11 protein-coding genes are annotated in these 15,404 nt (G+C 50.1%); 1 reads left to right on the forward strand and 10 read right to left on the reverse strand.

The genetic code is table 11. The features are described 5' to 3' along the window. Positions 1 to 3 precede the first annotated feature (3 nt). From epmA to QMD03_05390, 3 genes are all read right to left on the reverse strand, one after another. Entirely contained in the window at positions 4 to 978 is a 975-nt protein-coding gene (gene epmA / locus QMD03_05380) for an EF-P lysine aminoacylase EpmA (protein ID MDI6776662.1), read from the reverse strand. Next, positions 935 to 1,498 (reverse strand): elongation factor P, encoded by a 564-nt coding sequence (gene efp, locus QMD03_05385; GenBank protein MDI6776663.1) that lies wholly within the window; start codon positions 1,496 to 1,498, stop codon positions 935 to 937. The genes epmA and efp overlap by 44 nt, the downstream gene beginning before the upstream one ends. A gap of 171 nt (positions 1,499 to 1,669) precedes the next feature. Then, positions 1,670 to 2,719 carry a KamA family radical SAM protein gene (locus QMD03_05390; GenBank protein ID MDI6776664.1) on the reverse strand — a complete coding sequence of 350 codons (1,050 nt, stop codon included), beginning with the start codon at positions 2,717 to 2,719 and terminating at the stop codon, positions 1,670 to 1,672. A gap of 248 nt (positions 2,720 to 2,967) precedes the next feature. Here QMD03_05390 and QMD03_05395 point away from each other — a divergent pair, with 248 nt between their 5' ends. Beyond that, the gene (locus QMD03_05395; protein MDI6776665.1) at positions 2,968 to 4,116 is read left to right on the forward strand and encodes a hypothetical protein; all 1,149 of its coding nucleotides are present in this window, start codon (positions 2,968 to 2,970) and stop codon (positions 4,114 to 4,116) included. A 37-nt stretch (positions 4,117 to 4,153) separates the two neighbouring features. On the opposite strand, the gene QMD03_05400 is transcribed toward QMD03_05395, so the two are convergent. The 7 genes from QMD03_05400 to groES all read right to left on the reverse strand — a co-directional run bounded on the left by QMD03_05400 (position 4,154) and on the right by groES (position 15,234). Continuing rightward, positions 4,154 to 5,365 (reverse strand): radical SAM protein, encoded by a 1,212-nt coding sequence (locus QMD03_05400; GenBank protein ID MDI6776666.1) that lies wholly within the window; start codon positions 5,363 to 5,365, stop codon positions 4,154 to 4,156. A gap of 66 nt (positions 5,366 to 5,431) precedes the next feature. Continuing rightward, the gene (locus QMD03_05405; GenBank protein MDI6776667.1) at positions 5,432 to 6,784 is read right to left on the reverse strand and encodes a hypothetical protein; all 1,353 of its coding nucleotides are present in this window, start codon (positions 6,782 to 6,784) and stop codon (positions 5,432 to 5,434) included. 50 nt (positions 6,785 to 6,834) lie between these two features. After that, entirely contained in the window at positions 6,835 to 9,774 is a 2,940-nt protein-coding gene (locus QMD03_05410; protein ID MDI6776668.1) for an acyl-CoA dehydratase activase, read from the reverse strand. Positions 9,775 to 9,781: 7 nt separating this feature from the next. After that, positions 9,782 to 10,261, reverse strand: coding sequence for a signal peptidase II (gene lspA, locus QMD03_05415; GenBank protein ID MDI6776669.1), 480 nt, complete (start codon positions 10,259 to 10,261; stop codon positions 9,782 to 9,784). A 58-nt stretch (positions 10,262 to 10,319) separates the two neighbouring features. Further along, on the reverse strand, positions 10,320 to 13,118 hold the full coding sequence (gene ileS / locus QMD03_05420) for an isoleucine--tRNA ligase (protein MDI6776670.1): 2,799 nt from the start codon (positions 13,116 to 13,118) through the stop codon (positions 10,320 to 10,322). 163 nt (positions 13,119 to 13,281) lie between these two features. Continuing rightward, positions 13,282 to 14,916, reverse strand: coding sequence for a chaperonin GroEL (gene groL / locus QMD03_05425; protein ID MDI6776671.1), 1,635 nt, complete (start codon positions 14,914 to 14,916; stop codon positions 13,282 to 13,284). 27 nt (positions 14,917 to 14,943) lie between these two features. Next, complete coding sequence (groES, locus tag QMD03_05430; GenBank protein MDI6776672.1) at positions 14,944 to 15,234, reverse strand: co-chaperone GroES; 291 nt, start codon at positions 15,232 to 15,234, stop codon at positions 14,944 to 14,946. Positions 15,235 to 15,404: the final 170 nt, after the last annotated feature.

The following is a 15,404-nucleotide window of genomic DNA, read 5'->3' on the forward strand; positions in this document are numbered from 1 at the left end:
CCCTTAGATGTATTCCGGGGTAAACGTTACCACGTCGTCAATTGCCGGTAAGTCTGTAAAAATCATGGCCAACCTGTCCACGCCGAGGGCCATACCGGCTGCCTCTGGCATGGTCGGAAGTACCTCTAAGAATCTCTCCGGTTGCGGGTAAACCTTCTTACCCTGTAACCGGCGAAATTGCCGGGCCCTTTTGAACCGTAAACGTTGTTCATCCACGTCGGCAAGTTCGGAAGATCCGTTGGCTATCTCCATTCCTCCCATGTACAATTCGAACCGCTCCTCCACAGAGGGGTCCTCCTTCTTTGTCCTTGTTAAGGTAGAGGAATAAACAGGATAATCATAGAGAAATGTCGGTTGCCTTTCTCCCATATGGGGTGCGATATAACAGGCCATGATCTCATCAAACTTCTCCCTTTCTAAGGACTCTGCCAGCGATAGAGGCGAATAACACTCAAAGGCCTCTCTGACCGAGAGCATCTCCCGGGGCTTCTGTAAAGCGATCTCTTTACCCTGGTAATGGATAACCTCTCCGCAACCGAGGTCGGAGGCAACGGAGGTGACCAGTTCCTCACACTCTTCCATGAGAATCCGGTAGTCTATACCCTGATGATACCATTCCAACATGGTGAATTCCGGCAGATGGCAGGAGCCTCGCTCCCCCTCACGAAAGCATTTGCAGATCTGGAATATCCTCGGATAACCTGCGGCAAGTAACCGTTTCATACACAACTCAGGAGATGTATGCAAAAACCAGTTGCTGGAAGCTACAGCATCAATGTGAGATTCTGGTGCTGGTGCCGTAATTCTGTAAGGAGTTTCAACCTCAAGGTAACACCGATCAGAGAAAAACCTGCGGATCGCCCGGATCATTCTATCACGTCTCCATAAGGCATCCCGCCGCCTTGCCAATACCCGGCCATCTTCCATCGCTGGTTTAATCCTTGACCCTGGTGATATATTCTCCGCTACGGGTATCAACCCTGATTTTTTCTCCTTCTTCAATGAATGGGGGAACCTGGAGCTGGTAACCCGTCTGCAGGGTCACAGGTTTGGTGTTTCCTGTTACAGAATCACCTTTTGCCCATGGTTCAGCCTTCACGACGGTCAGATCAACGAAATTGGGAAGACTGACCTCGAGAGGTTTATCCTCAAAAAAGAGGATCTCTACCACTGTGTTATCAATCAGGTAATTTTTTGCCTCCCCGATCTGATCCGCCGAAAGAAAAACCTGTTCGTAGTTCTCACTGTCCATGAAGTAGTATTTTCCCTCTTCCGAGTAAAGGTATTGCATTTTCTTTTCCCTCAGATCGGCAGGCCCAAAGGTATCCGCCGCACGGAATGTCCTTTCAAACTGGCTGCCCGTGACCATGTTCCGCAGTTTGCAGCGATACAGGGCCTGGCCTTTACCGGGCTTTACAAAATTGAATTCAGTAATGATATATGGCTCATGGTCAAGTTTGATCTTCAGGCCTTTCCTCAAATCACTGGCATTATACATCGTAACTGTATTCTCCTCTGTTATGGCTGAAACATTCCAGTAGGGGCACGTTGCAACGTGCCCCTACTGATCCCGAGCGGTTATTATGTGTTTTATTAGTCCATTTGTGCCGTCCTGTCAAAAGAATGTTTATGCTGAATTTGAAGATTCCTTTCAGCGATACGGTCATTCTCAGACGCGTAGAAAAAACGGCGGGAGAGGAATTTTTCCTCTACCGCCAGGAAGATCAAGCACATATCGAGGCACGCAGAGTCCCGACATATTCTTCCATGTTTTTTCCATGATCTCCACCCCTAATCGGAGATCAACACGAAAGTGGTCCGTCCCCTTCACCAGATCACACTGGAACAGGTAATACGGTTTTACCGAGATCCGCTGGAGGCCATGGAGGAGGTCACGCATCGTCTCATAGGAGTCGTTAACCCCTCGGAGTAGAACGGACTGGTTGGAGACGGGAATCCCTGCCTCGAGCAGCATCTCGCATGCCCTGGCCGTCTCCAGGGTAATCTCTCTCGGGTGATTGAATTGGGTAATGAACCAGAGTGGACGATGTCTGCGTAGCATGGTACATAGCTCTTGCGTGATCCTCATCGGCAGGATCACCGGTGCACGGCTCCCGATACGGAGTACCTCCACATGGGGTATGGATCTTAGACACCCCAAAAACCAGTTGAGGGTTTCATCCCTCAAAGTAAGGGGATCACCTCCAGAAACGATAACTTCACGAATACGAGGAGATTGGGAAATATAGTTAATCATCCTCCGGAGGCTTTTCCTGATGTTTGTCGATGCTTTTCCTCCCCACATCCGTTTGCGATTGCAGTGGCGACAATATGTGAAGCAGCTATTCGTTACCATTGCCAGACACCGATCAGGGTAACGGTGCACCAGATTCGGAACGGGCATATCCATCTCTTCCCCGAGGGGATCAGCCACGCCACCGAGAGAAAAATAAATCTCCCTGAGATCGGGAAAACACTGGAGACGGAGAGGATCGTTCTCATCCATTACGTCTATCAGAGAGAGGTAGTAGGGGGTTATGGAGAAATGATAACATTCAGCGACAGCACTCAATTCCCTCAGGGCAGATAGGGGTTTGTTAAGCACACGGGCCAGTTGCGCCAGGGTGTGTATTCTGTTTTTACACTGCCACTTCCAGTCACGCCAGATGTCTGTCGAGACCTTTTCTACTCTTGCGGCGATGGTATTATCTCCTCCCAATTTCATAATCCTGCAATTTTTGTTAAAAGTGAGAACCTCAAAGGCTAATTTTCTATCATAATTTCTTACAGCATAAAAGAAAATTCACAACAGTACCCTCAAGGTTGACAACAAAAAACCATGATTTCCCTTAAAATCAAGGGCTTAAAGAAAGAGTTTGCTTTGTAAAGAGATATTTTGTATTTAAGTCAAGAAAAAATCGAGCGTGGAGGATCTTTACTTTTGCCGTGAGAAGGGAGATTGGTCGCATGGATACATTATCCAGAGAGGAACTCGAAATACTGATAAACAAACGTAATGAGCGGTGCATCTCAATTTTTATGCCCACCTATCGGACAGGTGTGGAAATCCAACAAAATCAGATCAGACTCAGAAACCTGCTTCGGGAAGCAGAGGAAAAGTTACTTGTCAGTGGCCTTCGGACCACGGAGGTGAAATCATTACTGGAGCCTATCCAGGGGCTCTTGGGTAATATCCTTTTCTGGCGACGTCAGAGCGACGGTCTTGCCATCTTTCTATCCTCCGACATGTTTCGTTTTTACTGCCTTCCCCTGGATTTTGGGGAATTGGTCATTATCACCGACCGTTTTCACATCAAACCGCTTCTGCCAGCTCTACGGGGAGACGAGCGTTTCTACATTCTAGCCCTCAGCCAGAATGAGGTCAGGCTCCTCGAAGGCACCAGACATAGCGTCAGAGAGATTGATCTTGAAACCATCCCTAAAAGTCTTGCCAAGGCCCTCCAGTACGATGTGCCGGGGAAAGAGGTTCGCTTTCATCCAGCAATATCAGGTAGTGGCGGACGTTCGGTGATGGTCTCCGGGCATGGTGCCAGTATGGAGGATGTGAAGGATAATATTCTGAAATACTTTCGCCAGATTGATAGAGGTCTACGCGACCTCCTCAGGGACGAACAGGCACCTCTCGTGTTGGCAGGGGTAAATTATCTCTTTCCGATTTATAGAGAGGCAAATACCTACCCCCGGCTTATGGAGGAAGGCACTGGAGGAAATCCAAAGGGAATGGGAGCGGAACAATTGCATACGCAGGCCTGGAGTATCGTGGAGCCCTGCTTTCAAAAGGCCGAGGCCGAGGCCATTGCTCAGTACAGGCAATCTTTGGGGACCGGTCTAACCTCCAACGATATTATAGAGATCGTTCAGGCTGCCTGTCACGGGAGGATCGGTTTGCTGTTCGTCGCCATAGGCCACAGGCAGTGGGGGGTAGTTGACCCTAACACCTATGAAGTGCATCTGCACGAGAAGATGGAACCAGGCGATGAAGATCTCTTCGACTTTGCTGCCATCAAGACCTTCTTGAACGGTGCCACTGTCTTTGCCCTTCCCCCAGAGAGAATACCTGATGGTGCATCAGTAGCGGCTGTATTCCGTTATTGAAAATTAGGCGAGGGCAGCAGATGTAAAGCCGAACGGTTCATGGACCGATGTTTCCTGCCGTTGTCTGAACGATGACTGTTTTTAACCCCATATCCTGGAGAACATCACGGAGGGCCATCATTTCCATATCTTTCGGCTTTACGATATTGCTTCTGAATGTACTCCTGTAATTGAGGACGGTAACCTGAAGAGAAGGGGTGATTTTAAGAAGTTTCTGTCCCATACGGCTTATCTCGGACAGAGAAGTAAAACTCCGGTTGTAAGGAATGCCAACACCGACAAAAACCTTCTCCGGGTAGTTATGAATCAGGTATCTCACCGCTCCCCATGCGGTTTCTTTATAGTTTTCCGCCAAGTTCCTGTCAGACAGACCCGTTATCTTCATAAAGGTATCTGTTTTTAGGGCCTTGAGGTCTATTCCGATATCAGTCATGCCGGCATCTACCAATTCATCGAGGTAATCGTGAGTGAGCAATGAACCGTTGGTATCAACATGGAAGCGGGCGTCCGGGTCGGGATTAAAACTTTTCATTTCCCTTAAAAACAGGGTTAACCAGGTCCTGTTGAGGGTGGACTCGCCGCCGGAAACCGTCATCCTGTTTAACTCTAAACCCTCTCTTATCATGGTTAATCTTCGGGCTGCTTCCTGGGGCGTTAAGGCTTCACCCTGTCCCCTGTAAGTGATCGGCCAGTTCTGACAGTGGGGGCATCTGAGATTACATCCCGCGGTAAAACAGGCCGCCTCAAGATAAAAGCCATCGTTACCCTGGGATTGCCGTGGTGTACCCACCCCTCCCATGGAGTGACCCTGGAAATTCACCACGATCCTCCTCGGGACGTATTCCTCCGGCAACTCGGTCCTGATCCTTATCCCCTTTCTCACCATCGTCCGGCAGGCGAGTTTTACCATACCATCAATCTCAACGGCGCAACTCCCGCACCCTCCGACTTCGCAGGGGGCAAACAGACCCGATTCCCGAGAGGATATGGCAAGTGGGTAACCTGCTTCTATCAGGGCGTCTTTTACACTTGTCTGTTCAGGTACCGAGGCCAATTTGCCGTTTATTTCAATAGTTACTTCCCTCTCCCGCGGCGCCTCCACAAGTTCCAGGGCCTGGTGGGGACAGGCCAGGACACAGGCTCTACAACCGATGCAGATCAACTCATCTGCTCCGGGACAGTTAACTATTTCACTACAGGCACCACAGAGGTGGCATTTCTCTGGATGATGAATGGCAACGTAAGGCATAACGATTCCTTTTTCTTTTTATTCCCCGCTATGCGCAACTTACGAAGTTGCGGCGGCTGCCGGCGCTTACTTCTGACGGATACGCCTCGCCTGCACGGCTATGGTATCGAGAAGTTTCTTCTGATTGGCTGATATCCAAGGGCCCTCACAATCAACAGAAACAAAGGGAATCTGGCTGTTGTTCGCCAGGCGTCTGAGAATGGCCTGGGAATTCATGACCGGCTGGCAGTTAAATGAACCCACATTTATCAGTCCGTCAAAAACCCCTGACCTGAGAGAACAGATAAACCTCCCAATAGCTATGGGAGTTTCACAGAATCCGTTATGAGAAACATATTTGCTCCCTTCTCTAACAAGGTCGAGAAAAGGTACGTGCTTGTCATAGATGAGACCGGACTTTTTAGCTACCTCTCGATAGTGTTTCATAAGAGAGACGATACCCGCAATGTGCAACCTGGCCCGTAACGCCATTAATGCCTCTTTTAAGTTATTTTTAGGGTTGAAAATAGACAGGAGAAGCGAGGCACAATTAAATTGTCCTTCCGGTTTAGCCAGGCCTCTCTTGAAACCGTATCTGACCACATACTCAGATTCGATCCAGCAGATGCCCTCTGTGAGATCGGAAACCTTGGGGATGATCCCCCGCTCCGCAAAAAACTCCGTTATCGGCCCGTGGATAAACTTCACGTTTAAACCGCCAAAGAGGAGTACCTTTGGCGTTTCCTCGACACTGGACTTAATGGGTATACGGGCGGTGACCTCCGCCCATTTTTTAAAGGTGGAGGCGAGGGCCCCGACCCCCCTCGGGGCACTTTCAATAACGCGGTTGACCTCCAGATCAAACGTCTTGAGTGCAAGGTCTCTGTCTTTGGCAAGACATCTTAAAGTCCCCCGGGCTTCATCAAGCAAGTCTCCTACCACGGCAGAGATGGCAAGTTCGGCGGCAAACCTATCCCCCTGACGGAGATATTTGTTTCTCAAGCCGGGCCAGACGAGAAAGACAACATTTTTCAGATGAAGCCTTCTGGCGAATGTATCCCATACAATTGGCCATGCCCCGTTCTGGCATGGGCCGTCCTGATCCAGGTTGTAATAGAGGGAAATTTCATTTTCTCCACGGTTATCTAAAATATCCTTATAGGTCGTGCCTGCCATGGCGGTGGTAGGGAGACATTCCCTCCCAGAACACAATCTCCTCGCATACTGGAGAATTCCGGCATTCGTCTGTCCCCCGCGCCTGAAATTCCAGCCCCGCTTCTCGAAAAAACCCTCCAGCAAACGTGTCGTATAAAGACCGGTAGGGAGTAACCAGACATGCACCACTTTCGGATCATCAAATTCCACCCTGTTGCCGTCACTGGCGATGATGTAGCTATAATCTTCAGAGAGTCGTGCCTGTTTTACTTCACCGTTGTTCATGATGACATGTCTCGTAACTGCTCAAGAGTCAGAATTTTGCGACTTACGACTTACGACTTATGACTTATTTTTTTTGGGCGACGGCGCTCCTCGACAATGTCAAGAAAGGCGCCCACCCGTGTCTCAAAACCGGCATGGGCCGTGTGGGAATCTATTTCAAGATAACAGAACGTATCGCCAGCCAGTTCCTCGCGGATCAGATGATAGATGCTCGCATCTGGTCCGCAGGAAAAGCATGAAACGAAGGAGAGATAGAGATTGGGAAATTTCTTGACATAGGCGATAGCGTTTGTAATCTGCTGTGTATGGCGCCAGACGTTTCTCGGATGGTAAGCGTTGCCTAAGGGGGGGAGCATATCGGCGGGAACGACATGGTAACCCCGGCTGGTAATCTTGCGCGGGAGGGCAAGATTGACCTCTGTTGAACAGGTGGTGTACGGTCTCCCCGCAATGATAACCGTGGGTTCCTTAATCAGTCCTTCCAGTTCCTTTTTGCCCAGCTCGAGGTGCCTCTTCTTGAATCTTTCATAGGAGGCGATGGCTTTTTCTGCTGCCCTTCTTGCCGCTTTTTTCCCAATCCCCAGTATTCCGGCCATGACGATAATCTCTTTTAGGGTGGTGGCCATAAGGACTCCGGTGAGACCGATATGGGGAGAGAGTATTTTATCGGAGATGCCGCCAAAGGCCCCTTTGATGATGTCCGGAATGACGGTCGTAGAAGGACAGGTGTAACCGTAGAGATGACCACAGGAGGCTTCCATCTCAATGACGCGGGGTAAAAGGATAAAATCCACGTTGCGTTGCAACAGATCATAAACCGCCCCGTGGACGATTTCACATGGATAGCAGATGGGGGAAACAGTTTTGGCATTGCCGATTTTTGAGGGTTCCGACAGGACGCAATTAAAACCGAGTTCATTTATGAGCCTTGTGTAAAAAGGGAAGAGTTCATAGGTGGTAAGGGCCACAGGCAAACCAATTGTTCCCCGGGGGTCAGCTATCTCCTTCGGCCCGAACTCACCAAACATCAAAGCATTTCGCACTGCCACCAGATCGCGGCCTTCCTCCGTTTCTTTACCCCTCTGGCGTTGCAGTTCATATCTGGAACAGAGCCCCCCAAAGGGATAAATCCTGTCCCGGAGGGCAATCTTTTTAATCTCACATCTATTCTCACAACCTGGGCACCTGAATTGCCCCTTCACTTCCATCGAACCGGAGACAAGGTCCTCAAGTTTATAGGGTTTTTCCGTAGTGTCCCCGTTATTTAGCCAAGCCCTCACCATGAGGGCAACCCCTATACACCCCATGAATTCCGGGTGGGGGGGAACCACTATCTTCTGGTGGGTGCGGGCAGCCATGGCCAGGGCTGCTGATCTGTTTAGGGCCACGCCTCCCTGGAAGAGGACGGTACCTCCTACGTGACGGGCACCGACGATCCGCGAGATATAGTTATCGGCAATGGAATAGACCAATCCGGCAACTACATCTTCACGTCCGGCGCCTTGCTGGAGGGCATTTCTTAAGTCAGTACTGATGAAGGCGGCGCATCGTTCCCCGAATGCCACGGCATGATCACTCCTGTAAGCTATACCACTGATCTCCTCCATGGCGATACCCATATCCCGTAAAGCAGATTCTTCAAGAAAACTCCCCGTTCCTGCCGAGCATCCTTCATTCATCGCATAATCAACGGGAACCCCTTTCAGGAATGAGATAAACTTAGAATCCTGGCCCCCTATTTCAAAGACCGTATCAACCCCCGGCACCTCATGAGTCGCTGCCCTTGCATGGGCAAGTATCTCATTGACGCTCAGGCAGTTGTCGAGGTAGACAGATACTATCTCCCTTCCCGATCCCGTTGTCCCTGCCTGAATTACTTTTATTCGTTTATCACCCATCTGTCTTATGAGTTCCTCGAGGCATTTCTCTGTCGCCCGGACAGGATTGCCCTGTGTTCTCAAATAGCAACTGGCGCCGATGGAGACGTCTAAAATGTTAAGTAAAACTGCCTTCGTGGTGGTTGATCCGGCATCTACACTCAGGATATAGGATCCCCCCTCGATTACTTTTCCCTCTCTATCAGGACAAACTCTGTAGTCAAGCAACAGTTCCGCCTCTCTCAATGGTCTCAGGGTCTCAAATACAGGTTTTGTTCCCTTGAGCCAATTCCCACCGACAGGTGCGACAGCGCCTCCTAACAGTTCACAGGCATAGAGATAGGCTCCAAAGGCCTCCAGATAGGGGCTTTCCTCGAGGACTATTACCCTGGAGTTAGGGAGAAGTTCCTGCAATGTTTTCAGGAACGGTTCGTTTAAGGCAAGGCCGCCCGCGACGACGATTAAATCAGCGGGCCAGTTTGTAAGCTCAATCATCTTACATATCTTTTTTGCCAGGTCATGGATGAGGGATCTTGCTATATCATCAGGGGTGCACTCACCTTTGTTGAGCTTGTGGGTAACGTCGGTTTTGCAGTGAACCGAACATCGCGTGGCCAGCGGAACCACCTTGCCGAACCTGACTGCCGCAAGTCCGTCCGGGAGAGAGAAACCCATCCTCTGGAACTGCTGGATGAGAAACTCACCGGTGCCTGCGGCACATTTGGATGAGGAGATGATGTTTTTAATCTCACCGTCCCTCATAGGGTACACGGTAAACGTTTCTCCACCGAGGGAAAGGAGAATATCCGGCTTTATCTGATGGGATGAAAGGGCGGCCTCGAGGCATTCCGTCTCGGCACGGTAGGGAAGGGCAAAAAGGGCCTCTGCTGCCGGTCCTGTAACCACAATACGACAGTTATCCTCTTCGGGGACAGATTTGAAATCTGTCCCCACATCAATAATTTCCCGTACCTTTCCCTGCGGGTTTCCCTCATGCCGCAGGATTTTTACCACCGGGTCTCCCTCTCTCTTCCCGACCCATTTTACCGAGACGGCGCCGATCTCTAACCCTCCGCAGGAAGGAGATGACCACCGGTCATTCTGATGAGGCACTTCTCTTTTACCCCTTTTTCCGTTTAAGCGTTATGAGAATCAGGATGGCGGCCCCCGTAGAGATCGCTGAATCAGCGGCATTAAAGGCAGGCCAGTGGTAAAAACCTATATAGACATCAAGGAAATCAATTACTTCTCCAAAACGGACCCTGTCAATAAGATTTCCCATCGCACCGGCTAAGATCAGGGAAAGGGAAAAGATCAGGAGTAACTCTTCCTCCTTGCTTTTCCTGATGTAGTGGAGAATCAGCAAAATGACGGCAATTGTTGCCGACAGGAAGAAAACATAACGAAAGACGGGGGAAACACCGGTCAGGAAACCAAAAGCCGCACCCGGATTCCTGATGTATGTGATATTGAAGAAACCTTCAATGACGGCGAACGATTCATGAATGGACATGGTTGAACTGATGTAAGCCTTCGTTATCTGATCCAGAAGGATCACCGCTACCGTAGTTACGAAAAAAAGGAGGCATTTCTTTTTCAAGGGATTTCTCGCTTTGCCCGAAATGACATGATGGTAATGTTATTTCCGAAACGTTCTACTACGTAGTCCGTAATGCTTGCAAGCACCTGTCGCAGATGGCTGGATGTTCGATGTCTGTGCCCACTGACTCGCTGTAGATCCAGCATCTGCTGCATTTCTGTCCCCGTGCCCTTGTCACCCCGATCATCAAACCCTCAAATTCACCACTCTGATACGGTTCACTTATCCTGTCCCTACCCACGATACTGAGCTGTGATACGATTGACAGGGTCCTCATATCCTCCCGATGCGCCTCTAAAAAGGGACGGAGGTCTTCCGGGGGAAAGATATTCACAGAGGCCTCCAGGGAATGTCCCAACACTTTGTTTTTTCTGGCCGTCTCGATGGCCCTTGCGATCTCAGACCTGATCGCAATCATCGTCTTCCAGCTCTCAGCCAGTTCAGGATTTATGTGACGATGATTCACCTCCGGGAACTGGGTCAGGTGAACACTTTCCTCTTTTCCCTCATAGGCGGGTAAGGCTGCCCATATCTCTTCCGCGGTAAAGGTGAAGATCGAGGCGAGGAGTCTTACCATGGCATCAAGGATAATGCACATGGCGCTCTGGGCTGACCGCCGTTCTTTCGATTCTGCCTTCGAGGTATAGAGTCTGTCCTTCAGGACATCGAGGTAAAGGGCGGAAAGATCAACGGTGCAGTAGTTGTAAATAGTATAAAAAGCGAGATGAAACTGATAACGATCGTAGGCTTCCCGCACCCTCCGGATGATCTCCTGAAGTCTGTGGAGAGACCACCTGTCTATCTCTTCCATGGCCTCATAAGAGGCCATATCGGCCTTGCAGTCAAAATCGTACAGGTTCCCCAGGAGGTAACGGCTGGTGTTACGGATCCGCCTGTAGGCCTCAACGAGGCGTTTTAAGATCTCCTCGGAAATCCTTATATCATCCGTGTAATCCTCGGCGGCAACCCAGAGACGCAATATTTCAGCACCGTATTGCTCGATGATCTCCTGAGAATCAATAACATTGCCCAAGGATTTGGACATCTTTTTCCCCTCGCCGTCCACGACGAAACCATGGGTCAGGACACTTTTATAAGGCGCCCTTTCCCGCGTTCCCACAGACTCGAGTAGGGATGAGTGGAACCAGCCCCGGTGCTGGTCAGACCCTTCCAGGTACATATCCGCCGGAGATCTGAGTCCCGGCCGCTTTTCCAGCACGGCGGCGTGACTGACACCAGAATCGAACCAGACATCCAGGATATTGAGTTCCTTTGAAAATTTGTCCTTCCGGCAAATGGGACAGACTTGACCGGCAGGCATAAGGTCTTGCGGTTCTCTCTCAAACCATATATCGGCGCCATACTGTCTGACCAGTTCCACCACGTGGGCGATGATTTCTTTCGTCAGGAACTCATTCCCACAGTAATCACAGTAGAACATCGTGATTGGAACCCCCCATAACCGCTGGCGGGAGATACACCAGTCGGGGCGGTTCTCAATCATCCCGTAGATCCTGTCACGCCCCCAGGCCGGAATCCACTCCACAGAGTCTATGGCACGGAGGGCCTTTTCTCTCAGGTCGTTCTTCTCCATGGAGATAAACCATTGTTCGGTGGAGCGGAAGATGATCGGGTTTTTACATCGCCAGCAGTGGGGATAGGAGTGAACAACTTCGGCAAATCCAAGGAGGGCGCCGACTTCCTCTAATTTTCGGGTAATCGCATCATTGGCATCAAAGACGAACTGACCGGCAAAGTCCTTAACATCGGTGGTGAAATTACCGTCATCGTCAACAGGGGCATAATTGTCCAGCCCGTATTTCATGCCGACCTCGTAATCCTCCTGTCCATGACCCGGGGCAATATGGACGCATCCGGTCCCCGTGTCTAACATGACAAAGGGGGCCAGGACGAGGAGACTTTCACGATCTATCAAGGGATGTCTGCATTTCAGGCCTTCCATTGCTGCACCGGGGAACTCATCTAAGACTTCGAATGTCTTATCTTCATGGCCGAAGGCAGACAGACAGCGGTCCACCAGTTCCTTCGCCATGATGAGGACCTCACCGGCAACCTTTACGGCCACGTAGACAAAATCGGGGTGGAAGGCGATTGCCAGGTTGGCGGGAATCGTCCAGGGGGTCGTCGTCCAGATGACCACTCTGACCTTTTCTCCCTTCAATTTCGGACGCACAGGAGATATATTCGATACCATCGGGAATTTGACATAGATGGATGGTGTGGAATGATCCGCATATTCGACTTCGGCCTCCGCCAGGGCGGTCTTGCAGGAGGCACACCAGTACACCGGTTTTTTCCCCTTATAGACGCTTCCCGCAAGGAAGAGCTTTCCGAACTCCTCAACGGTTGCCGCCTCGTAATCGTAGGCCATGGTCAGGTAAGGGTTTTCCCAATCACCGAATACACCCAACCGCTTGAACTCTTCCCTCTGGATACCTACATATTTTTCGGCATAGCGCCGGCAGAAGCGCCTCTTATCTGCCTGGGACATACTATGACAACCCTCCCCCAGTTCCTTATCAACCTGGTGCTCGATGGGAAGACCATGACAATCCCATCCAGGGACAAAGATGCAGTCAAAACTGGCCATATTTTTTGCTTTGATTATCATGTCCTTGATAATCTTATTTAATGCGGTACCGAGATGGATGTTTCCGTTGGCATAAGGGGGACCATCGTGGAGTATATAGACCTTTCTCCCTTTTGATACCTCTCTAATCTTCTCATAAATGTGCATCTCTTCCCACATCTTGAGTATCTCCGGTTCCTTCCGGGAGAGATTTGCCTTCATGGGAAACGCTGTCTGTGGCAGATTCAAGCTATCTTTATAGTCCATGTAATACTCCTTACGCAAGCGTTCAGTTGACTTACGACTTACGACTGATGACTGGTTTTTATTGGAGGCTATCACAGAAACACACCGCTTTCAAGCATGAGTAACATAAAAAAGCCCCCCACCTCAATGGCAGGGGGCTTTTTCGTTGGTTCATTAAAACACCTTACATACCGGGATATCCTCCTCCCGGAGGCATGCCGGGCATTCCTCCAGCGCCTTTCTCTTCCGGTTTATCGGCAACCATGCACTGGGTGGTAAGCATCAAAGAGGCCACACTGGCGGCATTTTGCAGGGCGAATCTCGTCACCTTGGTCGGATCAATGACACCAGCCTCGATCATATCTTCATACTGATCGGTCTGGGCATTGAAGCCAAAGGCGCCCTTCTTTTCCTTGACTTTTTCCACCACAATGCTCCCCTCCATACCGGCGTTGGTGGCGATCATTTTCAACGGCTCTTCCAGGGCCTTCTTGACGATCGTAACGCCCACCTGTTCATCACCTTCCAGTTTCATCTTATCAAGGGCAGGTAGTGTACGGAGGTAGGCCACGCCACCACCGGGAACGATTCCCTCTTCCACGGCGGCACGGGTTGCGTTGAGTGCATCCTCTACCCTGGCCTTCTTCTCTTTCATCTCCGTCTCCGTGGCGGCACCGACCTTGATGACGGCAACGCCGCCGACTAACTTTGCCAGTCTTTCCTGGAGTTTTTCTTTGTCGTAATCAGACGTTGATTCCTCTATCTGGGCCCTGATCTGCTTGACCCTGCCCTCGAGGGCAGCCCGGTCACCTGCACCATCAATAATGGTCGTGTTGTCTTTATCAATGGTAATTTTTCTGGCCCGACCCATATCCTCTATCCTTGCATTTTCAAGTTTGGCGCCCATATCCTCGGAAATCATCTTTCCACCGGTCAGGATGGCGATATCTTCCAGCATTGCCTTTCTCCTGTCACCAAACCCGGGAGCCTTGACGGCGGCGACATGGAGGGTACCGCGAAGCTTGTTGACCACGAGGGTCGCCAACGCTTCTCCCTCAATATCTTCGGCAATAATCAGGAGTGGTTTCCCCATTTTGGCGATCTGTTCCAGAATGGGGAGGAGATCCTTCATGCCGCTGATCTTCTTCTCATTAATAAGGATGTAACAATCATCAAGGTTTACCTCCATTTTTTCCGCATTGGTTACGAAATATGGAGAGACATAACCCCTGTCAAACTGCATGCCTTCCACGATCTCCAGCTCGGTTTCCAGCCCCTTCGCCTCTTCCACGGTAATAACCCCTTCTTTCCCGACCTTTCCCATGGCCTCGGCGATAATTTCACCGATTGTCTCGTCATTATTGGCGGAAATCGTCCCCACCTGGGCGATTTCCTTTTGGTCCTTCGTCGGTTTGCTCAACTTGACCAGTTCCTTAACTACCACGTCAACGGCTTTATCAATACCTCTCTTTATATCCATCGGGTTACTTCCCGCGGCAACGCTCTTGGCCCCTTCCCTGTATATCGCCTGGGCGAGAAGCGTGGCTGTTGTCGTGCCATCACCGGCCACATCACTGGTTCTACTGGCCACTTCCCTTACCATCTGGGCGCCCATGTTCTCAAACTTGTCTTCCAGTTCTATCTCCTTGGCCACCGTCACCCCGTCCTTCGTTACTGTGGGTGGACCGAAGGTCTTATCCAGGATTACATTCCTGCCCTTAGGGCCCAGGGTCACTTTAACTGCATCGGTAAGGGCATTGACACCCTTGAGAATTGATTTCCTTGCCTCTTCATCGTATTGAAGTATCTTTGCTCCCATTAAATTGTCCTCCTTATCGTCAAGTTATTACTTTTCTATGATCCCCAGAATATCGTCCTCTCTCATGATGAGATGTTCCACACCGTCTATCTTGACTTCCGTGCCACCGTACTTGCTGAAGAGGACCCTGTCACCGACTTTGACATCAGGTTTTATCAGTTTACCGTCCTCTGTGGTTTTCCCTTTACCCACAGCGATAACTTTACCCTCAATAGGTTTTTCCTTTGCCGTATCGGGGATAATGATCCCCCCCTTGGTCTTCTCCTCTTCCTCTAACCGTTTGACAATCACCCTGTCCTGCAATGGCCTGATCTTCATGTTATCACCTCTCCTTTCTTTGTTTGATTTTTATATTTAGTAAAATACCTTGTCTCTTTGAAAGAAATTCTGACCTATAATAAACATAAATTCTGCTATGTCAAGTCATAGAAAAAAATTTTGTTAGTAACACGTGATATGTCCGGTTTGTAGCACACAATCTGTCCGGT

The sequence above is a fragment of the Syntrophales bacterium genome (assembly GCA_030018935.1).
Classification (GTDB): domain Bacteria; phylum Desulfobacterota; class Syntrophia; order Syntrophales; family CG2-30-49-12; genus CG2-30-49-12.